Below are 24,127 nucleotides of genomic sequence, written 5' to 3' on the forward strand. Positions count from 1 at the left end.
GAGAGTGCTCGTGCGGCTCGGCGAACTCGTCATCGACGTCACACCGCTCCGCACCAGTTCCGGGTACCGGCGGGTGTTCACCGCGCAGACCCTCACGGTGCTCACGACGGCGCTGACGAACGTCGCGATCAACCTGCACGTCTACCAGCTCACCGGGTCCTCGGTCCAGGTCGGGCTGGTGAGCCTGGTGTTCGGGCTGGCGCTGCTCGCCGGGTTGCTCGCCGGTGGGGTGCTGGCCGACCGGCTGGACCGGCGGCGCCTGATCCTCGGCACGCGCACGCTCGTGGCCGTCGTCCTCGCCGGGCTCGCGGTCAACGCCGCGCTGCCGCACCCGCTGCTCGGGTTCGTCTACGTCGCCGCCGTGCTGGCCGGGGCCATCAACGGGCTCGGCGGTTCGGCGCTGATGGCGGCCGTGCCCGCGCTCGTCGCCCCGGCGCAGCTCGCCGCGGCGGGGGCGTTGTTCACGGTGACGAGCCAGTTCGGCGCGATGGTCGGGCCGACGGTGGCGGGGTTCCTCGCCGCGGGGCCGGGCGTCGCGGCGTGCTTCGCGATCGACGCCGTCGGCTACCTCGCGGGGGTCGCGTTGATGTGGCGCATTCCGCCGCTGCCGTCCGAGCGCGAACCGCAGCACCCGTTGCGTGCCCTCGCGGAGGGGTTCCGGTTCGTGCGCAAGGACCGCACGGTTGCCGGATTGCTGCTGATCGACGCGTGGGCGATGGTGTTCGCGATGCCGTACTCGCTGTTCCCGCAACTGGGCGAAGAGGTCTTCGGCGGCGGGCCGTCGACCGTCGGCCTGCTCTACACCGCGCCCGCGGTGGGCGCGTTCGCCGGTGCGCTCGCGAGCGGCTGGACCGGCCGCTTCCGGCACAGCGGCCGCGCGCTGATCGCGTCCGTCCTGTGCTGGGGGCTGGCGATCACGGCGCTCGGGTTGTCCGGGCACCTGTGGCTCGCGTTGGTGTGCCTCGGGATCGCCGGTGCCGCCGACACGACCTCCGAAATCCTGCGGCGCGCGCTGCTGCAGCACTACACCCCCGACCACCTGCAGGGCCGCGTGTCGAGCCTGTGGCTCGCGCAGGCCACGAGCGGTTCCGCGGTCGGCAACGCCGAGGCCGGGCTCGCCGCCCGGCTGCTCGGCGCGCCGGGCGCGGTGATCGGCGGCGGGCTCGTGTGCCTGGTCGGCGTGTGCCTGGTCGCCCTCACCCTGCCCGCATTGCGCCGGGCTAGCCTGCGAGGAGAACGATGCCCGTCGCTGCCGTCAACGGCGTAGAGATCCCTTACCAGGACACCGGTTCCGGCGAACCGGTCGTGCTCGTGATGGGGACCGCCGCCACGGGCCGGGTCTGGCACCTGCACCAGGTGCCCGCGCTCGTCGACGCCGGCTACCGGGTGATCACCTTCGACAACCGGGGCGTCGCGAGCGACGAAACCGGGTTCACGATCGACGACCTGGTGGCCGACACGGCCGCGCTCGTCGAGCACCTCGGGCTGGGGCCGTGCCGCTTCGCCGGCACGTCGATGGGCGCGCAGGTGGTCACGGAACTGGCGCTCGCGCGGCCGGACCTGGTCACGCAGGCGGTGCTGATGGCCACGCGCGGGCGGTCCGACGTGATGCGGCGCGCGATGCACGACGCCGAGCTGGAGCTGCGGGAGAGCGACGTGCGGCTGCCCGCGCGGTACGAGGCGGTCGTGCGGGCGATGGAGAACCTGTCGCCACGCACGCTCAACGACGACAAGGCCGTCCAGGACTGGCTGGACCTGTTCACGATGTCGCCGACGATCTGGACCCCGGGCCTGCGGGCGCAGCTGCACCTCGACATCGGGGGAAACCGCTTACCGGCGTACCGGGCGATCGAAGTCCCGTGCCTGGTCATCGGTTTCGCCGACGACGTGCGGCTGCCCGCGTACCTGGCCCGCGAGGTCGCCGACGCCATCCCGTCCGCCCGGTACCTGGAGATCGCGGACTGCGGGCACTACGGCTACCTGGAGCGGCCGGACGAGGTCAACGCCGCGCTCGTCACCTTTTTCGCGGCTGGACACCCTTAGCCTCCCCTTACTAAGGTAAGCCTCAGCTTATTCGGCGATCAGGGAGGCTTACGTGACGAACCCCTTCGACGACGACAGCGGCCGTTTCTACGCGCTGGTCAACGACGAGGGCCAGTACTCGCTGTGGCCCACGTTCGCCGAGGTGCCCTCCGGCTGGCGGATCGTGTTCGGCGAGGACACGCGGCAGGCGTGCCTCGACCACATCGAGGCGAACTGGACCGACATGCGGCCGCGCAGCCTGGTCCGCGCGATGGAATCCGAGTCCTGAGCGTGGCTTCGAGCGTCGAGGAGGTCCTCCCGCTCACGCCGCTGCAGCAGGGCATGGTGTTCCACGCCCTGCTCGGCGACCGGGTGGACGTCTACACGGTGCAGACGGTCCTCCGCCTGACCGAGGACGCCGATCCCGATCGGCTCCGGCAGGCGGCCGAGGCGCTCGTGCGGCGGCACGCGAACCTCCGCGTCGCGTTCCGCACGCAGTCCTCGGGGCAGTTCGTGCAGGTGGTCCGGCGTTCGGTGGCCGTGCCGTTCCGCGTGGTCGACGAACTCGACCTCGACGCCGAGCGCGCGGAACCGTTCGACCTGGCGCGCCCGCCGCTGCTGCGGTTCACGCTCGTGCGCGGGCGCACGCTCGTGCTGACGGCGCACCACCTGCTGTGGGACGGCTGGTCCGCGCCCGTACTGGTCCGTGAGCTGCTCGCGCTGTACCGGGGCGAGCAGTTGCCCGCCGTGCGGCCGTTCCGCGACCACCTCGTCTGGCTGTCCAAACAGGACAAATCCGCGGCGGAGCGCGCCTGGGCGGAGGCGCTGGCGGACCTCGACGGGCCGACGCTCGTCGGCTCACCTGCGGGTGGTTTCCCGCGGCGCACGGAGTTCCGCGTGCCCGGCGGTCCGCTGGAGCAGGCCGCGCGTCGGCATGGCGTGACGGTCAACGCCGTCGTGCAGGGCGCCTGGGCACTGACCCTGGCGACGTTGACGGGGCGCGACGACCTGGTGTTCGGCGCGACGGTTTCCGGCCGCAGTGCGGAAGTGCCCGGCGTCGAGTCGATGGTCGGCCTGTTCATCAACACCGTGCCCGTGCGCGTTCGCCTGCGTGGAAGGGAATCGCTGGCCGGGTTGTTCGCGCGGGTGCAGGCGGAGCAGGCGCGGCTGCTGGAGCACCAGCACCTCGGTCTCGCCGACATCCAGCGCGTCAGCGGGCAGGCGAACCTGTTCGACACGCTCGTCGTGTTCGAGAGCTACCCGATGGACGCCGAGATCCCCCTGCTGGCGGACGTTTCCGTGCGCGACGCCACGCACTACCCGCTCGCGCTGCTCGTCGTGCCGGGGGGCGAGTTCGTGGTGCGCTTCGACGCGGACCCTGCGCAGTTCCCGGACGTTTCGGCGATCGCCGACCGGTTCCTTGCCGTGCTCGACCGGTTCATCGCCGCGCCAGAGACGCCGGTCGCGCAGGTGGATCTGGTGCGGGAGGAGCTGCCGTACTTCCCGGCACCGGTGCCCTCGACGACTTTGCCGGAGTTGTTCGCGGAGCAGGTCGCTCGCACTCCGGATGCCACGGCGGTGGTGTTCGAGGGCTCCAGCCTGACCTACGCGGAGTTGGATGCCCGGGCTTCGGCGTTGGCGCGGCAGCTGGCTGCGGCGGGGGTGGGGCCGGATCGGATCGTGGGGATCCGGCAGGACCGGTCGCTGGAGCTGATCGTCTCGTTGCTGGCGGTGCTCAAGGCGGGTGGGGCCTACCTGCCGTTGGATCCTGACTACCCGGCCGAGCGGCTGGACTTCATGATCGCCGACGCTGCGCCGACCGTCGTGCTTCCTGCCGTGCTGGACGGTTTCGCTGAGCCTCGCCCGGCAGGCCCGGACAATGCGGCCTACGTCATCTACACCTCGGGCTCGACCGGCCGCCCGAAGGGTGTGGTGATCACCCACCGCGCGATCGTGAACCGTCTGTTGTGGATGCAGCACGAGTACGGTCTCACGGTCGAGGATGCGGTGTTGCAGAAGACCCCGTCGAGTTTCGATGTGTCGGTGTGGGAGTTCTTCTGGCCGTTGATCACCGGCGCCAAGCTGGTCCTCGCGAAACCTGGTGGGCACAAGGACCCTGACTACCTGGCCGAACTGATGCCGCAGGTGACGACCGTCCACTTTGTTCCGTCGATGTTGCGGGCGTACGGTGACCGCCCGCTGCCGAAGCGAGTGATCACGAGCGGGGAAGCGCTTTCCGCGGACATCGCCAAGCCGGGCATGCACAACCTCTACGGCCCGACGGAAGCCGCCGTGGACGTCACGCATTGGACTGTGACGGATGAGGTGGCGATCGGGCGGCCGGTGTGGAACACGAGTGTCCACGTCCTGGACCGGCTGCTGCGGCCTGCCGACGTGGGCGAGCTGTACCTCGGGGGTGTACAGCTCGCCCGCGGTTACCTCAACCGCCCGGGTCTCACCGCATCGCGGTTCGTGGCGGGACCGAACGGCGAGAGGCTCTACCGCACGGGAGACCTCGTGCGGCAGGTCGACGGCGTGCTGCACTACCTCGGCCGCACCGACGACCAGGTCAAGATCCGCGGCTTCCGCGTGGAACTCGGCGAGGTCGAAGCCGCGCTCACCGGCCTGCCCGGGGTCAAGGCCGCCGCCGTCGCCGTGCGAAGTGAGCAGCAGCAGCTCATCGGGTACGTCGTGCCGGAGGACGGCGCGAGCGTCGACACCTCCGCGCTGCGGCTGCCCGAGCACCTGACGCCGTCGGTGATCGTGACGCTCGACGACCTGCCGCTCACCCCGAGCGGCAAACTCGACCGCAAGGCCCTGCCCGAACCGGCCGTCCCGACCGACAGCGCACCCGCGACCGATCCGCGCGAGCAAATCCTGTGCGAACTGTTCGCCGACGTCCTCGGCCTCGCCGCGGTCGGGCCACACGACGACTTCTTCGCCCTCGGCGGGCATTCCCTGCTCGCCACGCGCCTGGTCAGCCGGGTGCGCCGGACGTTCGGTGTCGATCTGCCGCTGCGTGCCGTCTTCGACGCCCCGACCGCCACGCGCCTGGCCCGGCGCCTCGACGGCGGCGAACGCCGTCCCGCGCTCACCAAGCGCGAGCGCCCCGCGGAGATAGCGCTTTCTCCGGCGCAGCGCAGCCTGTGGTTCCTCTATCGCTTCGAGGGCCCGAACCCGACGTACAACATCCCGTTCACGGCGTGCCTCACCGGTCCGCTCGACACCGAGGCACTCGACGCGGCACTACTGGACCTCGTGACCAGGCACGAATCCCTGCGCACGATCTTCCCCGGCTCCGAACCACGGCAGGAAATCCTCGCCCCCGCACCGGTGCAGCGTGGCACAGCCGAACACTGCTTCCGCCTCGACGAGGAACCGCCGATCCGCTACGACCTGCGGCGCACCGGGGAGGACGAGTACGAGTTCACCCTGGTCGTGCACCACATCGCTGCGGACGAGTGGTCGGCACGCCCGCTGCTGCGGGACCTGAGCACCGCCTACGCCGCCCGCGCCGAGGGCCGCGAACCGGAGTGGGCACCGCTGCCTGTCCAGTACGCCGACTACACCTTGTGGCAGCAGGAAAACGCGCGCGATGACAGCGCTTACTGGCGGCAGCGGCTCGAGGGCCTGCCCGAGGAGCTGCCGCTGCCGACCGACCGTCCGCGCCCGCAGCAGCCGAGCCGCCGCGGCGGCAGCGTCCGGGTGCCGCTGCCCGACCTGCGACCGCTCGCACGGAAGCTGGGCGTGACGGACCTGATGGTCGGCCAGGCCGCGGTCGCCGTGTTGCTGCACCGCCTCGGCGCGGGCGAGGACATCCCGCTCGGCACGCCGACCGCCGGCCGCGGTGACGAAAGCCTCGACGACGTGGTCGGCTTCTTCGTCAACAACCTCGTGCTGCGGACGGACCTGTCCGGCAACCCGACGTTCCGCGAGTTGCTGGCGCGGGTACGGGAGACGAACCTGGAGGCGTACTCGCACCAGGACCTGCCGTTCGAACGCGTCGTCGAAGCGGTGAACCCGCCGCGCTCGCCAGGGCGGCACCCGTTGTTCCAGACGATGGTGTCGTACCAGGACCTCGACGCCTCATTGGCGCTGCCCGGCGTCACGGTGACCCCGCTCGACCCCGGCGTGACGGGCGCGAAGTTCGACCTCGCGTTCCATTTCGGGCCGGGCGAATGCGCCGTCACCTACAGCGCCGACCTGTTCGACGAGTCCACAGTAGAGGGATTCACGCAGCGGCTGGCGAGGCTGCTCAATGCATTCGTGGCCGAACCGAACCGCCCGGTGGGCTTGGTCGACGTGCTCTCCGAGGGCGAGCACGCGCAGCTCCGCGCCTTCAACGACACCGTCGAGACGCGACCGGAGACCACGCTCACCGCGATGGTCGAGGAGCAGGTCGCCCGCACGCCGGACGCCATCGCCGTCGAGTTCCACGACGCCAAGCTCACCTACGCCGAACTCGACGCCCGCGCGAACCACGTGGCCCACCGCCTGCGTGAGCTGGGTGTCGGGCCGGAACAGACCGTCGGCATGCACTGGGAGCGGTCGATCGAACTGGTCGTCGGGTTGCTCGGTGTGGAGAAGGCCGGGGCCGCGTTCGTGCCGCTGGAGCCGTCGTGGCCGCAGCGCCGCATCGCGGAGGTCTGTGCGAACGCCGGACTCGCCGCGATCCTGAGCGGCGAGAAACACGACGAGCCCGTGCGTGACCTGGGCGTGCCGATCGTGCACATCGGTGAAGAGTCCACTTTGGAGCGAGCCGAAGCGGCCATTCTGCCGGAGAACCTGGCCTACGTCATCTACACCTCGGGCTCCACGGGCACGCCCAAGGGCGCGATGATCCGCCACCGCGCGATCACGCACCGCCTGCTGTGGCAGCGCGAGCTCCTGGGCTTCGGACCGGGGGACGCGTCGCTGTTCAAGGCACCGCTCGGCTTCGACATCTCGATCAACGAGATCTTCCTGCCGTTGGTCACCGGCGGGAAGCTGGTCATCGCCGAACCCGGCGGTGAGCGCGACATCGACTACCTGCTCGGCCTGATCACGCGGCACGACGTCACGTTCACCTACCTGCCGTCGTCGATCCTCGACCTGCTGCTGCAGATCGACGGCTTCGCCGGGAAGGCGCGCTCGCTCAAGCACGTGTGGTGCGGTGGCGAGGTGCTCACGCCGGAGCTGTTCCAGCGGTTCCGTGAAGCCAGCGACGCCGTGATGTACCACGGCTACGGGCCCGCCGAGGCGACCATCGGCGTCAGCCACGTCGTGTACCGGGACGCCGTGCGGACAGCGGTGTCGATCGGCAAGCCCAACGGCAACACGCGCCTGTACGTGCTGGACCGCAATCTGATGCCGGTGCCGGTCGGAGTGCCGGGTGAGCTGTACGCGGGCGGGGTGTACCTCGGCCGCGGCTACCTCAACGACCCGAAGCGCACCGCCGACCACTTCGTCGCAGATCCGTTCGGCCCGCCTGGATCCCGTCTGTACCGCACCGGCGACCTGGCCCGGTGGCAGCCCGACGGGAGCCTGGAGTTCCTGGGGCGCGCGGACAACCAGATCAAGATCCGCGGCATGCGCGTCGAGCTGGAGGAGATCGAGGCCGTGCTGGAGCAGCACGAGCAGGTCCGCCGCGCGGTCGTGTTGTTGCGCGAGGACCGGCCGGGGCTCGTCGGCTACTGCCTCGGGCCGCGGGTCGACGGGCTCGGTGAATGGTTGCGGCAGCGGCTGCCCGGGCACATGGTGCCGCCGCGGTTCGTGTTCCTCGACGAGTTCCCGCTGCTGCCGTCGGGCAAGGTGAACCGCAAGGCGCTGCCGGCGCCGCCCGAGGAGGCGGTCACCGGCAGGTTGCCGGTCACCGAGACCGAGAAGCTCCTTTGTGGACTGATGGCCGAGTTGCTGCGCGTGCCGGAGGTCCGCGCCGACGACAACTTCTTCGCGCTCGGCGGCGACAGCATCCTGTCGATCCGGTTCGTGAGCAAGGCCCGTGCCGCCGGGTTGCAGCTCTCGCCGAAGCAGGTGTTCGAGCACCAGACCGCCGCCGCACTGGCCCGCACGGTGGACACGGCCGCGGTCACGGCGCACGACGACGGCACCGGTGACGTGCCGCTGACGCCGATCATGCGCTGGTGGACGGGCACCGGTGACCGGCACATGCACCAGGCCGCGCTGCTGCGGGTGCCCGAACCGTTCGCGCCGGACGCGTTCGAGCAGGTCCTGCAGGACGTCCTCGACCACCACGACCTGTTGCGTGCCCGGCTGGGCGACGGGGTGCTCCACGTGCCGCCCCGAGCACAGGCGGTGGTGGAGCACGTGAACGGCCCGTACCAGCCGGAGAAGTACGCCGAAGCCGTCGCCGCGCTCGATCCGGCCGAGGGGATGGTCCGGGCGGTGGCCTTCGACCGGCGGCTGTTGCTCGTCCTGCACCACCTCGTCGTGGACGGCGTGTCGTGGCGGATCCTCGCTGAGGACCTGGCGGAGGCGTGGACGGCCCGCACGTCCGGGCGTGCCCCGGCGCTGGCGCCGGTGCCGACTTCGTTCCGCAGCTGGGCACTCGCCACCGCCCGGCCCACGCCCGTGCACCCGCGCAAGGCGGAGGCCACGAAGGGCCGGTTGACCGTCGAATTCGGCATGGCCGAGACGAGGAAGCTGCTCGAAGGCAAGCACGCCCGTGTCCAGGAAGTGCTGATCACCGCACTGGGGCGCGCGCTCGGCCCGGCGACGATCGCGCTGGAGGGGCACGGCCGCGAGGAACAGCTGGCGCCGGGCGCGGACCTGTCACGCACGGTCGGCTGGTTCACCACGGTCTTCCCGTTCGAGTTGCGCGAAGAACCGTTGTCGCAGGTCAAGGAGCGCCTGCGGGCGATCGCGGACTCCGGCTTCGGCCAGGAGATCCCCGACGCCGAAATCGGCTTCAACTACCTCGGCCGGTTCGACCTGACCGAAGGCGACTGGACGCCGGGCCCGGAGCAGCTGCCACCGCCCGAGTTGCAGCACCGGGCGCTGGAGATCAACGCCCTAACGGAAGACGGCCCCGGTGGTCCGGTCCTCAAGGCGACGTGGTCGTGGACGGCGAAACACACCGAGGCCGAGGTGCGCAAGCAGGCCGAGGCGTGGCGCGAGGCGCTGACCGGCGACCTCGACGCGGGGCTCACGCCGTCGGACGTGCCGTTGGTGTCGCTCAACCAGGGGCAGCTCGACCGCCTCGCCGCGAAGTGGGGAAAGAAGTGATCGAGGACATCCTGCCGCTTTCCCCGCTCCAGCAGGGAATGCTGTTCCACGCGTTGTACGACACGGGATCCGACGACGTCTACACCGTGCAGTTCGTGCTGGGCCTGCAAGGAGAACTGGACAGCAAGCGCTTACACGCGGCCGCGCAACGGCTGCTCGGCCGGCACGCGAACCTGCGGGCGGCGTTCGTGCACGAGGACGTCGACGAGCCGGTGCAGGTGGTCCTCGACGAGGTGGAGCTGCCCTGGACCGAGGTCGACGGCGACCTCGAAGGCGTGCTCGCCCGCGACCGCGCCGCGCGGTTCACCCTCGACGAACCGCCGCTGCTGCGGATGACCCTGGTGCGGATGGGCGACACCGACCACCGGCTCGTGCTGACGAACCACCACCTCCTGCTCGACGGCTGGTCGCTTCCGCTGCTGGTCAGCGAGCTGCTGGCGCTCTACGGCGGCACCGAGCCGCCCCGGCCGCGGCCTTACCGCGACTACCTGTCCTGGCTGTCCACAAGGGACGTTCAGGCCTCGACCGAAGCGTGGCTGCACGTGCTCGACGGCGTCGAACCCACGCTGCTCGCGCCCGACGCTTCCCGCGTGCCGACCCGGCCGGGCAAGATCCGCGTGGACCTGCCGGCCGAGCGGCTCTACGCCCGCGCCCGCGAGGAAGGGCTGACCGTCAACACCGTCGTGCAGTCGCTGTGGGGTCAGGTGCTCGCGCGGCTGACCGGGCGCGACGACGTGGTGTTCGGCGCGACGGTCTCCGGCCGCCCACCCGATCTGTCCGGAGTGGACTCGATGATCGGGCTGTTCATCAACACCGTGCCCGTCCGCGTGCGTGCGGATGCCTCGCCCGCTGAGCTGCAGGCCCAGCAGTCGAGCCTGATGGAGCACCAGTACCTCGGGCTCACTGAGATCCAGCGCGCCGCCGGCGGCGGGGACTTGTTCGACACGCTCGTCGTGTTCGAGAACTACCCGATCGACTCAGGCGCGGTTGGTGAAAGCGAGCGGCAGGCCGGGATCCGGATCAGCCAGGTCGAAGTCGACGACGCCACGCACTACCCGCTGACGCTCGCGGTCGCGGCGGAGGAAGCGCTTTCCGTCACCTTCGAGTACCGGTCGGAGGTGTTCGACCGTGAGCGGATCGAGGCCATCACGCGGTACTTCACGCGTGCCGCCGAGTCCTTCGCCGAGGGACGGCCGGTCGAGCTCCTGTTCCCCGAGGAGTACCGGCAGCTCGCGGAGTTCGGCACCGGCAAGCGCCTCGACGTGCCCGCGAAGACGATGTCCGAGCTGTTCGAGGAGCAGGCCCGCCGGACGCCGGACGCGCTCGCCGTCGTGGACGGGCAGCGGCGGCTGACCTTCGCCGAGCTGAACCGCCGCGCCAACCACGTGGCACGCCTGCTCGTCGGGCAGGGTGCCGGGCCGGAGCGGATCGTCGCGCTCAAGCTGTCCGCGAGCGCGGACATGATCATCGCGTTGCTGGCGGTGTTCAAGGCGGGCGCGGCCTACCTGCCGCTGGACCCGGAGTGGCCTGCCGAGCGGATCGACCTCATGCTCGCCGACGCCCAGCCGGTGGCCGTGCTGACCGAAGTGCCCGAGGGCGAGGCGGACGACCTGCCGCAGAAAGCGCTTCCCGAGCATCCGGCGTACGTCATCTACACCTCCGGCTCGACGGGCACGCCGAAGGCCGTCGTTGTGCCCCACGCCTCGATCGTCAACCTGCTCTGCAGCCACCGGGACCAGCTGTTCGACCCGGCGCGTGAGCGTGTGGGGCGGCCGTTGCGGGTGGCGCACGCGTGGCCGATGGCGTTCGACGCGTCGTGGCAGCCGATGCTGTGGTTGTTCGCCGGGCACGAGCTGCACCTCGTCCCGCCGGACGTCCGGCGGGACGCCGACCGGCTGAGGGAGTTCCTCGCCGAACACGCGATCGAGTTCGTCGAACTGTCGCCTTCACTGTTCGCGCAGGTCGCGACCGAGCCGTGGCGCGGCTCGCTGAAGGTCCTCGGCCTCGGTGGGGAAGCCGTGCCGGGGGAGCTGTGGCGGATGCTGCGCGCGGAGGACGATCTGGCGGTTTACAACCTCTACGGACCCACCGAGTGCACTGTGGACTCCGCTGCAGCGGACTTCGCCGACAGCGAGTCACCTTCGATCGGCTCCCCGGTCGGCAACGCGCGGGCGTACATCCTCGACCGGCGGCTGCGGCCGTGCCCGGTCGGCGTGGAGGGTGAGCTGTACCTGGCCGGTGCCGGGCTGGCGCGCGGCTACCTCGGCCGCCCCGGTACGACGGCCGAGCGGTTCGTAGCGAACCCGTTTGAGCCCGGCCGGATGTACCGCACTGGGGACGTCGCGCGCTGGACTGCGGACGGCCGCATCGAGGCGCTCGGGCGCGTCGACGACCAGGTGAAGATCCGGGGCTACCGCATCGAGCCAGGTGAGATCGAAGCCGTGCTCGCGCGGGAGGAACGCGTCGAGCGGGTGGTCGTGGTGCCCCGCGAGGACACGCCGGGCGTGCGGCGGCTGGTGGCATACGTCGTGCTGCGTGAAGGCGGTGTCGAAGGGCTGCGGGAGCGCGTCGCGGCGAGCCTGCCCGACTACATGGTGCCCGCGGCGGTCGTGGCCGTGGACAGCTTCCCGTTGACCCGCAACGACAAGCTCGACGTGAAAGCGCTTCCCGCGCCGGACTACGAGGGCACCACACGCGCCCCGCGCACCGAGACCGAAGCCAAGCTCGCCGAGCTGTTCGCCGAGGTCCTCGGTGTCCGGCACGTCGGCGCGGACGACAGTTTCTTCGCGCTCGGCGGCGACAGCATCGTCTCGATGCGGCTGGTCAGCAAGGCCCGCGCGGCCGGGTTCGGCTTCAGCCCTCGCGACGTCTTCGAGCGCCGGACGGTCGCCGAACTCGCACTCGTCGCAGGCAAGGCGAAGGCCACGGCGGATCCGGACGCCGGCATCGGCGAGGTCCCGTTGACCCCCATGCTGCACTGGCTCACCCGCAACGCGCCGTACGACCGGCTCAGCCAGGCCCGGCTCCTGTGTACCCCGGCTGGGCTGGATCTCGACCGGCTCACCCGCATGCTGCGGACCCTGCTCGACCGGCACGACGTGCTCCGGTCCACTTTCGACAGTGGGTTCGTCGTACACCCCCGTGGCGCCGAACCGGCGCTGCGGCGCGTCGAGCTGACCGACGTGGCCGCGCAGCTGCCCGAGGTGCTGGAGGAGGAGCTGCGCGAGCTGTCCCCGGCTCAGGGCCGGATGGCGCGGTTCGTGTGGTTCGACCGGCCCGGCGGCGACGGGCGGCTCCTGATCCTGCTGCACCACCTGGTCGTCGACGGGGCGTCGTGGGGTGTGCTGGTGCCCGAGCTGGCCGACCTGTGGGCGGGTCGCGAGCTGCCGCCGGTCGGCACGTCGTTCCGCGAGTGGGCGAAAGCGCTTCCCGAGGTTGCGCGGGCGAAGGCACCGGAGCTGGACCTGTGGCGGGACATCCTGTCCGGTCCTGACCCCGTGCTCGGCACGCGATGCCTGGACCCCGCTCGAGACACCCGCGCCACGATGCGCGCGACCCGCACGTTCCTCGACGCGGATCTGACGAACGCGCTGCTCACGACCGTGCCGGAACGCCTCGGCGTGACGGTCAACGACGTGCTCCTCACCGCGTTCGCCCGCGCCATCGCGCGCTGGCGCGGGGAGGACGGTTCCGTGCTCATCGCGCTGGAAGGGCACGGCCGCGAGGAACAGGTCGTGCCCGGCGCGGACCTGTCCGGCACCGTCGGCTGGTTCACCGACGTGCACCCGGTCCGCATCGACCCCACCGACGTGCGCAAGGTCGCCCAGCAGCTCGCGCTGCCCGACGGCGGCCTCGGCTACGGCCTGCTGCGGTACCTCAACCCCGACACCGCCCCCGAGCTGGCGCGGCTGCCGGAACCGCAGGTGGAGTTCAACTACCTCGGCAGGCTCACGGTCGGCGAGACCGAAGGGCAGCCGTGGTCCGGCGCGCTCGAGGTCGGTGCGATGGGCGGTGGCGTGGATGACGCCATGCCCGCGCCGTACTGCCTGGTGCTCAACGCCCTCGTCCGCGGGTCGGTGCTGGAGGCCGACTGGCAGTGGGCGAGCGGCATCTTCCCCGAAGACCGCATCCACGACCTGTCGCGTGAGTGGTTCGCCGCGCTGAAGGAGATCGCCGATGAGTGACCTGGCCGCCCGCAAGCGCGAGCTGCTGCGCCGCCGGCTCGCGCAGGCCGGGCTCGCCCGCACGGACCAGATCCCGAGGCGGGACCGCGAGGACGACCTGCCGCTGTCGTACGCGCAGTCACGCATGTGGTTCCTGCAGCAGCTCGAACCGGACAGCCCGGCCTACAACGTGTGCCTCGCGATCAGCCTGCGCGGGGAACTGGACACGGCCGCGTTGCACCGGTCGTTCCAGCGGCTCGTGGACCGGCACGAGGTGCTGCGCACCCGGTACGTGCCGGGCGCAGACGGCGAGCCGCGGCAGGTGGTGGACCGGTTCGCCGTGGTGGCGATGCCCGAGACCGACCTGCGCGGCCTGCCCGCCGACGAGCGCGAACGCGCGGTGGAAGCGCTTTCCCGCGAGGAGTCCGCGCACGCCTTCGACCTCGAACGCGAGCACTCGCTGCGGTTGAAGCTGCTCCGCAGGGCCGACGACGAGTACGTGCTCGTGCTGACCGTGCACCACATCGCGTGGGACGGCTTCACGTTCAACGCCCTCTCCCACGAGATCTCCGCGCTGTACCGGGAGGACACCACCGGTCGCCCGGCCGGGCTCGAACCGCTTCCCGTGCAATACGCCGACTTCGCGCTGTGGCAACGGAAAACGCTTACTGACGAACGGCTGGCGGGCGACCTGGACCACTGGCGCCGCGCCCTCGACCCGATGCCGGAGCCGCTGCCCCTGCCAACGGACTTCCCCCGTGGCGCGACCCGGTCCAGCCGGGGCGACCGTCGGTTTCGGACGTTCGACGCCGCGCTCACTGAACGCGCCACCGCGTTCGCCCAATCCCGCGGCGTCACGCCGTTCATGGTCGTGTTCGCCGCGTACGCGGCCCTGTTGGGCCGCTACACCGGCGCGACCGACGTGCCGATCGGTTCGGCGTCGATGAACCGCGACGCGGGCGAGGTCGAGCGGCTCATCGGCAACTTCGGCAACACGCTGGTGCTGCGGGCCGACCTCACCGGAGACCCGTCGTTCGCGGAGCTGGTCGCGCGGGTCCAGCGGGTGTGCACCGAGGGCTACGCGCACCAGGACCTGCCGTTCGACCTGCTCGTCGAGCGGCTGCGCCCGCCGCGTGTGGCCGGGCGGTCGGTGTTGTTCGACGTGATGCTGCTGTTCCTGACGCAGGGGTTGCAGGGCTTCGACCTGCCCGGCGTGACCGCGGACTGGCGGACGGTGCACAACGACACGACGCAGTTCGACCTCGCGCTGGAAGCGTTCCTCACCGACGGCCGGATGCGCGTCGAGGCCACCTACTCCACGGACCTGTTCACCGCCGCGACCGTCGACCGGTTCCTGGCGCACCTGGAGTCGCTGCTGGAAAGCGCTCTCAACGAACCGGACCGCGGCATCGGGCGTCTGGACTACCACTCCTCGGCCTTGCCTGCCGGCGCCGAGGTGGAGTTGCCCGCAACGACGTTGGCCGAGCTGTTCTCCGCGCAGGTCGCCCGCACCCCGGACGCGACCGCCGTGGTCTTCGAGGGCTCAAGCCTGACCTACGCCGAGCTGGATGCCCGGGCCGCGGCGCTGGCTCGCCAGCTGGCTGCGGCGGGTGTGGGGCCGGACCGGATCGTGGGGATCCGGCAGGACCGCTCGCTGGACTTGATCGTCTCGCTGCTGGCGGTGCACAAGGCGGGCGGCGCCTACCTGCCGCTCGACCCCTCCTACCCGCCAGAACGCCTTGATTTCATGATCGCCGACGCCCAGCCCGCGGTGGTGCTGCCTGCCTCGTTGAAGGGCGAAGCCGAGCCTCACCCAGCAGGCCCGGACAACGCGGCCTACGTCATCTACACCTCGGGCTCAACCGGCCGTCCGAAGGGCGTCGTGGTCACGCACCGGGCGATCGTCAACCGCCTCCTGTGGATGCAGCACGAATACGGGCTCACGGCCGAGGACACGGTCCTTCAGAAGACCCCGTCGAGCTTCGATGTGTCGGTGTGGGAGTTCTTCTGGCCCCTCATCACCGGCGCGAAGTTGGTGCTTGCGAAGCCGGGCGGGCACAAGGACCCCGACTACCTGGCCGAGATCATGCGGCAGCTCACGACCGTCCACTTTGTCCCCTCGATGCTGAGGGTGTACGGCGACCGGCCCCTGCCGAAGCGGGTGATCACCAGTGGCGAGGCGCTGCCGTCCGAGCTGGCCCGTCCACAGGTGCACAACCTGTACGGCCCCACCGAGGCCGCGGTCGACGTCACCTACTGGCCCGCGGCCGAGGGCGTCGGGAACGGCACGGTCCCGATCGGACGGCCGGTGTGGAACACGAGTGTGCACGTGCTGGACCGGTTTCTGCGTCCGGTGCCGCCGGGCGTGCCGGGGGAGCTGTACCTCGGCGGCGTCCAGCTGGCCCGGGGTTACCTCGACCGTCCCGGGCTGACGGCCTCACGGTTCGTTGCGTCAGACAACGGCGAGAGGCTTTACCGCACCGGCGACCTCGTCAAACAGGTCGACGGCGTGCTGGAATTCCTCGGCCGCGCGGACGACCAGGTCAAGATCCGCGGGTTCCGGGTCGAGCTCGGCGAGATCGAGGCGGCCATGACCGCACTGCCCGGGGTGCGGGCGGCGGCCGTCGTGGCGCGGCCGGAACAGCAGCAGCTCGTCGGATACGTCGTCGGCGAGGCGGCGGACGTCAAGCGGCAGCTGGCGAAGACCCTGCCCGAGCACATGGTGCCCTCGGTGGTCGTGCCGCTGGACGCCTTGCCGCTCACGCCCAGCGGCAAGCTCGACCGCAAGGCGCTGCCCGAACCCGAGGTCAGCGTCACCGATACCGAGCCCGCCAACGACCGCGAGCGTGCGCTGGCCGCGTTGTTCGCCGACCTGCTGGGGCTCGACCGGGTGGGCGTGCACGACGACTTCTTCGCACTGGGCGGGCATTCCCTGCTCGCGACCAGGCTCGTCGGCCGCGTCCGCGCGGAACTCGGGGTTGAACTGACCATCGGCACGGTCTTCGACGCCCCCACGGTGTCACGCCTCGCCGCCGCGCTCGACGACAGCGCCCGCAAGCGGCCCGCGCTCACGCCGATGCCGAGGCCGCGGCGGGTGCCATTGTCGTTCGCGCAGCAGCGCTTGTGGTTCCTCTACCGGATCGAAGGCCCGAGCCCCACGTACAACGTCCCGCTCGCGGTCCGCCTCGACGGGCCCCTCGACCTCGACGCGCTGCGGGCCGCACTGTCCGATGTGGTCGGTCGGCACGAGGTGCTGCGGACGATTTACCCGGAGTTCGAGGGGCGGCCGTACCAGCAGGTGCTGGACTGGACCCCCACGCTGCACGTCGGGGGCAGCGTGGCGGAGGCGGCACGGCGGGCGTTCGAGCTAGACCGGGAACCGCCGTTCGAGGCGCGGCTGTGCGACGGGCAGGTGCTTTCCCTGCTGACGCACCACATCGCGAGCGACGGCTGGTCCGGAGAGCGCTTGCTCGCCGACCTCACCGCCGCCTACACCGCGCGCCTGCACGGCCGCCGTCCGGATTGGACGCCCCTACCCGTGCAGTACGCCGACTACGCGCTCTGGCAGCGGGACCTCCTCGGCGATCTTGGCGAAACGCAGCTGGCGTACTGGCGGGAAAAGCTCGCCGAGCTGCCGGAGGAGCTGTCGCTGCCCACGGACCGCCCGCGTCCCACGACGCCGAGCTTCGAGGGCGACGCCGTCCGGTTCCGGCTGGACGCGAAGATCCGGGAAGCGCTTGCTGCACTCGCCCGCGAGACCGGTTCGACGGTCTTCATGACCGTGCAGGCCGCGCTCGCCGCGCTGCTCGACCACCTGGGCGCGGGCACGGACATCCCGCTCGGCACGCCCGTCGCCGGCCGGAGCGACGCCGCGCTCGACGGGCTCGTCGGGTTCTTCGTCAACACGCTCGTGCTGCGCACCGACGTGTCCGGCAACCCGACGTTCCGCGAGCTGGTCGAGCGAGTGCGGCAGACCGACCTCGACGCGTTCGCCCACCAGGACCTGCCGTTCGAGCGGCTCGTCGACGCGGTGAACCCGACTCGCTCGCTGGGGCGGCACCCGCTGTTCCAGGTGATGCTGGCGTACCAGCAGGCGCCGCGTGCCGCCGTGCCGTTCGGGGCGGCTTCCCTGCGGGAGGAGCACGTGCCCTTCTACGCCGCGCGGATGGACCTGTCGTGGCACCTGTTCGAGGACGAGACCGGGATCGACGGCTGGCTCGTATACAGCAAGGACCTGTTCGACCGGTCCACTGTGGAGGATTGGGTCACTCGGTTCACGCGGCTCGTCGAGGACCTGGCGGCGCATCCGGACCGCCCCCTCGCGGCGAGCCGCCTGGCCCCGGCACAGGCGGATTTCCCGGTTGCGTCCGTACCGCCGGTAACGCTGCCGGAGCTGTTCTCCGCGCAGGTCGCTCGCACCCCGGACGCCACGGCGGTGGTGTTCGAGGGCTCAAGCCTGACGTACGCGGAGTTGGATGCCCGCGCCACGGAGCTGGCTCGCCGCCTGGCCGCGGCGGGGGTGGGGCCGGATCGGATCGTGGGTATCCGGCAGGACCGGTCGCTGGAGTTGGTCGTCTCGTTGCTGGCGGTGCTCAAGGCGGGCGGGGCCTACCTGCCGTTGGATCCTGACTACCCGGCCGAGCGGCTGGACTTCATGATCGCCGACGCTGCGCCGACCGTCGTGCTTCCTACCGTGCTGGACGGCGAGGCTGAGCCTCGCCCGGCTGGCCCGGACAATGCGGCTTACGTCATCTACACCTCGGGCTCGACCGGCCGCCCGAAGGGGGTGGTGATCACCCATCGCGCGATCGTGAACCGCCTCCTGTGGATGCAGCATGAGTACCAGCTCATGGCCGAGGATGCGGTGTTGCAGAAGACCCCGTCGAGCTTTGACGTGTCGGTGTGGGAGTTCTTCTGGCCGTTGATCACGGGCGCCAAGCTGGTCGTCGCGAAGCCGGGTGGGCACAAGGATCCTGACTACCTGGCCGAACTGATGCCGCAGGTGACAACCGTCCACTTTGTCCCGTCGATGCTGCGGGCGTATGGCGATCGTTCGTTGCCGAAGCGGGTGATCACGAGTGGGGAAGCGCTTTCCGCGGACATCGCGAAGCCGGGCATGCACAACCTCTACGGCCCGACCGAAGCCGCCGTGGATGTCACGCACTGGACTGTGACGGATGAGGTGGCCATCGGCCGCCCGGTGTGGAACACGCAGGTCCACGTCCTCGACCGCCTGCTCCGTCCGGTGGCGCCCGGCGTGCCGGGGGAGCTGTACCTCGGCGGCGTGCAGCTGGCCCGCGGTTACCTCAACCGCCCGGGCCTCACCGCCCAACGGTTTGTGGCGGCTCCCAACGGCGAGCGGTTGTACCGCACCGGCGACCTCGTCAAGCAGGTCGACGGTGTCCTGCACTACCTCGGCCGCACCGACGACCAGGTCAAGATCCGCGGCTTTCGCGTGGAACTCGGCGAGATCGAAGCCGCCGTCGAGCGGTTGCCCGGCGTGCGGCAGGCGGTCGTCGTCGCGCGGGACCAGCGGCTCGTCGCCTACGTCGTGGGTTCGCCGGACGGGGTGCGCGAAGCCGTCGCCGCCGAGCTGCCCGAGCACATGGTGCCCGCGGCCGTCGTGCCACTCGGCGAGCTGCCCCTGACGCCGAGCGGCAAGCTGGACCGGAAAGCGCTTCCTGACCCGGACTTCGGTGCACTGGCCGGGGACGCCAAACCCCGCGACGAGCGCGAGCGCATCCTGTGCGAGCTCTTCGCGGACATCCTCAAGCTGCCCGAAGTCGGCGTGCACGACAGCTTCTTCGAGCTGGGCGGCGACAGCATCATCTCCGTGCAGCTGGTCAGCCGCGCCCGCAAGGCAGGCATCCGGCTCACCCCGCGGCAGATCTTCGAGCACCGCACCCCGGCCGGCCTCGCCGCCGCCGGAGAGTTCACTGTGGACCCCGACGACGTGCCGTACGGCCCGGTCGAGCCGACGCCGATCATGCGGTACCGCGGCCTGTTCCAGGCGATGCTGCTGGTCGCGCCGCCGGACCTGACCGAACCGGCGCTCGTGCGCACGCTGCAGGCCGTGCTGGACCGGCACGACGTGCTCCGCGCCCGTTGGGACGGCCGTACCCTCGTCGTGCCCGAGGAGTCGTTCTCCGCGCGGGAAATCCTCACCCGCGCCACGGGTTCCCTCGACGACGAGCTGCTCGCCGCTCGCGACCGGCTCACCGACGAGCGGCTGCTGCAGGTCGTGTGGTTCCCGGACCGCGTGCTGCTCGTCGCCGACCACCTCGTCGTGGACGGCGTCTCGTGGCGGATCCTGCTCGACGACCTTGCCGAGGCCTGGCAGGGGCACGAGCTGTTCCGCAGCGGCACCTCTTTCCGGCGGTGGAGCCAAATCCTGCGGCAACAGGACCGCAGCGGCGAAGCAGACCTCTGGCGCGGCATCCTCGACGGCGCCGACCCGGTGCTGCCGTTGACCGACCGCGAGCCGGACGTGACCGAGTTCGCCGTCCCGCTGCCCGGCGGCGACGTGCAACAAGCGCTGGTCAGCGCGCTCAGGCAGGTGCTCGGAGACGCGGTGATCGCCGTCGAGGGGCACGGCCGCGAGGAGCGGATCGCCCCGGGCGTGGACCTGTCCGCGACCGTCGGCTGGTTCACGACGATCTTTCCCATGCGCACCACCGGCCGCGTGCGGGACCTGCCCGACGCGGGCCTCGGCTACGGGCTGCTGCCACCGCTGGGCCTGCCCGAGCCGACCGTGGTCCTCAACTACCTCGGCCGCGTCGAGACCGGCGACGGCTCGCCGTGGTCGGTGGCGCCCGAAGCGCCGATGCTGCGCGTTCCGCCGCGGCACGGCCGGAAACCGGACTGGGCGCTGGAGGTGAACGCCGCCGCGGTCGGCGACGAGCTGCGCGTCAGCGTCGCCGCCCAGGACAGCGGCTTGGCCGACCGGCTGCGGCAGGCGCTGGCGGCGGCCGGCCCGGTGCCGGACCTGGTGGACATCAGTCAGGACGAGATCGACGAGTTCGAAGAGGAGCTGGGCACGTGGTGAGTCAGCAACCGACGGCGGGGGAGCTGCTGCGGGAGGTCACCGACCTGCTGGGCCCCGAGGCGGCGGAACTGTCCGAAAACGACAGTCTCATCGAGTGGGGACTGGACTCGATCCAGCTCATGCAGGTCGCGAACAAGTGGCGGCGGCGCGGCATCAAGGTCGGCTTCGCGCAGCTGGCGAAGCAACCCACGCTCGCGGGCTGGCGCCAGGTGCTGGCCGAGGCCGCCGGGGTCGCGCCCGAGCCCGCGGTGAGCGTCGAGGTCGACGAGTCCGAGCCGTTCCCGCTCGCGCTCATGCAGCACGCGTACTGGATCGGCCGCGACGAGGAGACCACGCTCGGTTCGGTCGCCGCGCACCTGTACGTCGAGTTCGACGGCGAGGGCGTGGAGCCGGAGCGGCTGGAGCGGGCCGTGCGGGCGCTCGTGCGGCGGCACGGCATGCTGCGCGCGAAGTTCACGGACGACGGCCGCCAGCAGATCCTGCCCGAGCGTGCGCAGCCCGCGCTCGTCGTGCACGACATCGAGGACGAGCAGGAGCTGGAGCGCATCCGCGACCGGTCCTCGCACGCCCGGCTCGACGTCGCCGACGGCGAGGTGTTCTCCATCCAGCTCAGCCGCCTGCCCGGCGGCCGCACCCGGCTGCACGTGGACGTGGACATGCTCGCCGCCGACGCGCTGAGCTACCGCATCCTGCTCGCCGACCTCGCCCGCTTCTACGAAAACCCCGAGTTCGAGCCGATCGGTTACAGCTACCCGCGTTACCTGGCCGAACACGAGCTGAGCCGCAAGGCCGACCGCGAGCGTGCCCGCGAGTGGTGGCAGCAACGGATTCCCGAGCTGCCCAGTGCGCCGGACCTGCCGCTGGTGCCGGAAGGCGAGCGCGGCGACGCCACCCGCGTCACCCGGCGGCACCACTGGCTCGCGCCCGAGGACCGCAAACGCCTCGGCGCCCGCGCCCACGAGCACGGACTGACCCCGGCGATGGTCGTCGCGACCGCGTTCGCCGAAGCGCTCGCGGCGTGGAGCGCGCAGCCGCGGTTCCTGCTCAACCTGCCGATGTTCGACCGCGAGAGCCTGCACCCCGAGGTGGACCGGCTGGTCGGCGACTTCACCAGTTCCGTGCTGCTGGAGGTCGACTTCACCGAAGAAGCGTCCTTTGTGGACTATGCGCGGCGGCTGCAGGAACGGATGCACGCCGACGCCGCGCACGCCGCGTACTCGGGCGTCGAGGTGCTGCGGGACCTGTCGCGACACCAGGGTGAGCAGGTGCTCGCGCCCGTGGTGTTCACCAGCGCGCTCAACCTCGGAGAGCTGTTCGACGCCGAGGTCCGGCGCTGCTTCGGCGAGGCCGTGTGGATCATTTCGCAGGGCCCGCAGGTGCTGCTCGACGCGCAGGTCACGGAGGTCAACGAGGGCCTGCTGATCAACTGGGACGTGCGGGAAAACGCTTTCCCGGCGGGCATGATCGACGAGATGTTCGCGGCCTTCCACCGCCTGATCACCCGCCTCGGGCAGGACGACGACGTGTGGGACCAGCCGGTCGGCGGCCTGCTGCCGGCGAGCCAGGCGAAGATCCGCGCGAAGGTCAACGACACGGCGGGTCCGCGCAGCGGCAAGCTCCTGCACGACGGCTTCTTCGAGCGGGCGCGGCGGCAGCCGGACGCGCCCGCGCTGCTGTGGTCCACCGGCGAACTGACGTACGGGGAGCTGGCGGACCGCGCCCTGCGCATCGCGGCGACACTGGAACCGCACGACGTCGTCGGCGTGAGCCTGCCGAAGGGGCCCGACCAGATCGCGGCCGTGCTCGGGGTGCTCGCCGCGGGCGGCACCTACGTGCCCATCGGCGTCGACCAGCCGGCGGCGCGGGCCGAGCGCATCCGCCGCATCGCGGGCATCACACACACGATCACCAGCGCTGAAGTGGACGCCGAGCCACTGGCCGAGCCCGTGCGCGTGGACGAGGAGTCGATCGCCTACGTGCTGTTCACCTCCGGCTCGACCGGCGAGCCGAAGGGCGTCGAGGTGCCGCACCGCGCGGCGATGAACACGATCGACGACCTCAACGAGCGTTTCGGCATCGGCCCGTCGGACCGCTGCCTCGCGGTGTCCGCTTTGGACTTCGACCTGTCGGTGTACGACATCTTCGGCCTGCTGGGCGCGGGTGGTGCGGTGGTGCTCGTCGAGGAGGGCGACCGGCGGGACGCGCGGGCGTGGGCGGAACTGGTCGCGGCGAAGGGGGTCACGCTCGTCAACTGCGTGCCCGCGTTGCTGGACATGCTGCTCGTCTCGGCGCGTCCAGGGGAGCTGACCGGCCTGCGTACAGTGCTGCTCGGCGGGGACTGGGTGGGCACGGACCTGCCCGGTCGCGTCGCCGCGCACGCGCCGCGTTGCCGCTTCGCCGGACTGGGCGGCACGACCGAGACGGCGATCCACTCGACGGTCTGCGAGGTGCACGGCGTCCCGGGGCACTGGCGTTCGGTGCCGTACGGCACGCCGCTGCGTAACGTGGCCTGCCGCGTGGTGGACGCCCGCGGCCGCGACTGCCCGGACTGGGTGGGCGGCGAACTGTGGATCGGCGGTGATGGCGTGGCCCGCGGCTACCGCGCCGATCCGGAGCGCACCGCCGACCGGTTCGTCGAGTACGAGGGTCGCCGCTGGTACCGCACGGGTGACCTGGCGCGGTACTGGCCGGACGGCACGCTGGAATTCCTGGGGCGCCGTGACCACCAGGTCAAGGTGCGGGGGGTGCGGATCGAACTCGGCGAGGTCGAGGCCGCGCTGGCCGAACACCCGGAGGTGCGGCGCGGGGTGGCCGGGGTGGCGGGCAACCAGCTCGTCGCCGCCGTCGCCGGGAAGGTCACGCCCGAGGAGGTGCGTGAGTTCGTGCGGGACCTGCTGCCGCCGCACATGCTCCCGGCGCGCGTGGTGGTTCTCGACGAGATGCCGTTGACCGCGAACGGGAAGGTGGACCGCCGCGCGGTCGCGACGCACTGGGCCACGGGCGCGGACTCCTACGTGGCGCCGAAGACGCCGCTGGAGCAGGTGATCGCGAAGGTGTGGGCGGAGGTGCTGGAGGTCGAGCGCGTCGGCCTGGAGGACCCGTTCTTCGCACTCGGCGGGGATTCGGTGCTGGCAACGATGATCGTTGGCCGCCTGCGGGAAGCGCTCGACACCACGGAGGTAACGGTCCGCACGCTGTTCGCAACCCTCACCGTCGGCGCGATGGCAGCCCGCCTCCTCGCCGACGAGACCACGCCGGGCAGGCTGGAGCAGGTAGCGGAGATCTACCTGGAGGTAGACGCACTCTCCGAAGAGGACCTGGAGGGCGAACTGTCCTGAAGGCGAGTAGGGCCCCCTTCCGGGGCGGAAGGGGGCCGCAACTTCCTCGAGAAGTTTCCTCGTGAGGGCCGCGAAGGGTGGCTGGCTCTCCGCCGCCGAAAGCCACGATCCGATGCCGGTCGTGGAGCACCCGCTGGTGCGGGAGCAGCTCGGGATCGCTTAGTGGAGGGGTGCCTGGCATGGAGCCGCGCGGCACAGCGGTCCAGGCGCGAGAGCGAAGAACGTGTGTCGGTGGCGGCGATGACAGGTGCTCCCGTCGCTCCCGAGGTGTAATGCACCGCCTCGTGCAAGGCGCGGACTGGGAAGCCGTTCAGCATTGGCCCGGGGTCGTCCGC

The 24,127-nt window shown here is 71.1% G+C and carries 7 protein-coding genes; all 7 read left to right on the forward strand.

Features of this window, described 5'->3' with window-relative positions; translation table 11 throughout:
* The first annotated feature begins 10 nt into the window (after nt 1-10).
* The 7 genes from entS to ABFX51_RS02955 are packed head-to-tail and all read left to right on the forward strand — an operon-like array spanning nt 11 to nt 23,792.
* Nucleotides 11-1,267, forward strand: a complete 1,257-nt coding sequence (entS, locus tag ABFX51_RS02925; RefSeq protein ID WP_346051910.1) for an enterobactin transporter EntS — start codon at nt 11-13, stop codon at nt 1,265-1,267.
* Nucleotides 1,240-2,043 carry an alpha/beta fold hydrolase gene (locus ABFX51_RS02930; protein WP_346051912.1) on the forward strand — a complete coding sequence of 268 codons (804 nt, stop codon included), beginning with the start codon at nt 1,240-1,242 and terminating at the stop codon, nt 2,041-2,043. Before entS ends, ABFX51_RS02930 begins: the two co-directional genes overlap by 28 nt.
* 52 nt (nt 2,044-2,095) lie before the next feature.
* The gene (locus ABFX51_RS02935) at nt 2,096-2,311 is read left to right on the forward strand and encodes an MbtH family protein (protein WP_091505083.1); all 216 of its coding nucleotides are present in this window, start codon (nt 2,096-2,098) and stop codon (nt 2,309-2,311) included.
* A gap of 2 nt (nt 2,312-2,313) precedes the next feature.
* A complete protein-coding gene (locus ABFX51_RS02940; protein WP_346051914.1) occupies nt 2,314-9,246 on the forward strand; it encodes an amino acid adenylation domain-containing protein in 6,933 nt (2,310 codons plus the stop codon).
* Nucleotides 9,243-13,430, forward strand: coding sequence for an amino acid adenylation domain-containing protein (locus ABFX51_RS02945; RefSeq protein WP_346051916.1), 4,188 nt, complete (start codon nt 9,243-9,245; stop codon nt 13,428-13,430). The genes ABFX51_RS02940 and ABFX51_RS02945 overlap by 4 nt, the downstream gene beginning before the upstream one ends.
* Nucleotides 13,423-20,454 carry a condensation domain-containing protein gene (locus tag ABFX51_RS02950; protein ID WP_346051918.1) on the forward strand — a complete coding sequence of 2,344 codons (7,032 nt, stop codon included), beginning with the start codon at nt 13,423-13,425 and terminating at the stop codon, nt 20,452-20,454. Before ABFX51_RS02945 ends, ABFX51_RS02950 begins: the two co-directional genes overlap by 8 nt.
* A complete protein-coding gene (locus ABFX51_RS02955; RefSeq protein ID WP_428832434.1) occupies nt 20,448-23,792 on the forward strand; it encodes a non-ribosomal peptide synthetase in 3,345 nt (1,114 codons plus the stop codon). Before ABFX51_RS02950 ends, ABFX51_RS02955 begins: the two co-directional genes overlap by 7 nt.
* Nucleotides 23,793-24,127: the final 335 nt, after the last annotated feature.

The organism is Amycolatopsis dongchuanensis (genome assembly GCF_039542405.1).
GTDB classification, from domain to species: domain Bacteria; phylum Actinomycetota; class Actinomycetes; order Mycobacteriales; family Pseudonocardiaceae; genus Amycolatopsis_E; species Amycolatopsis_E sacchari.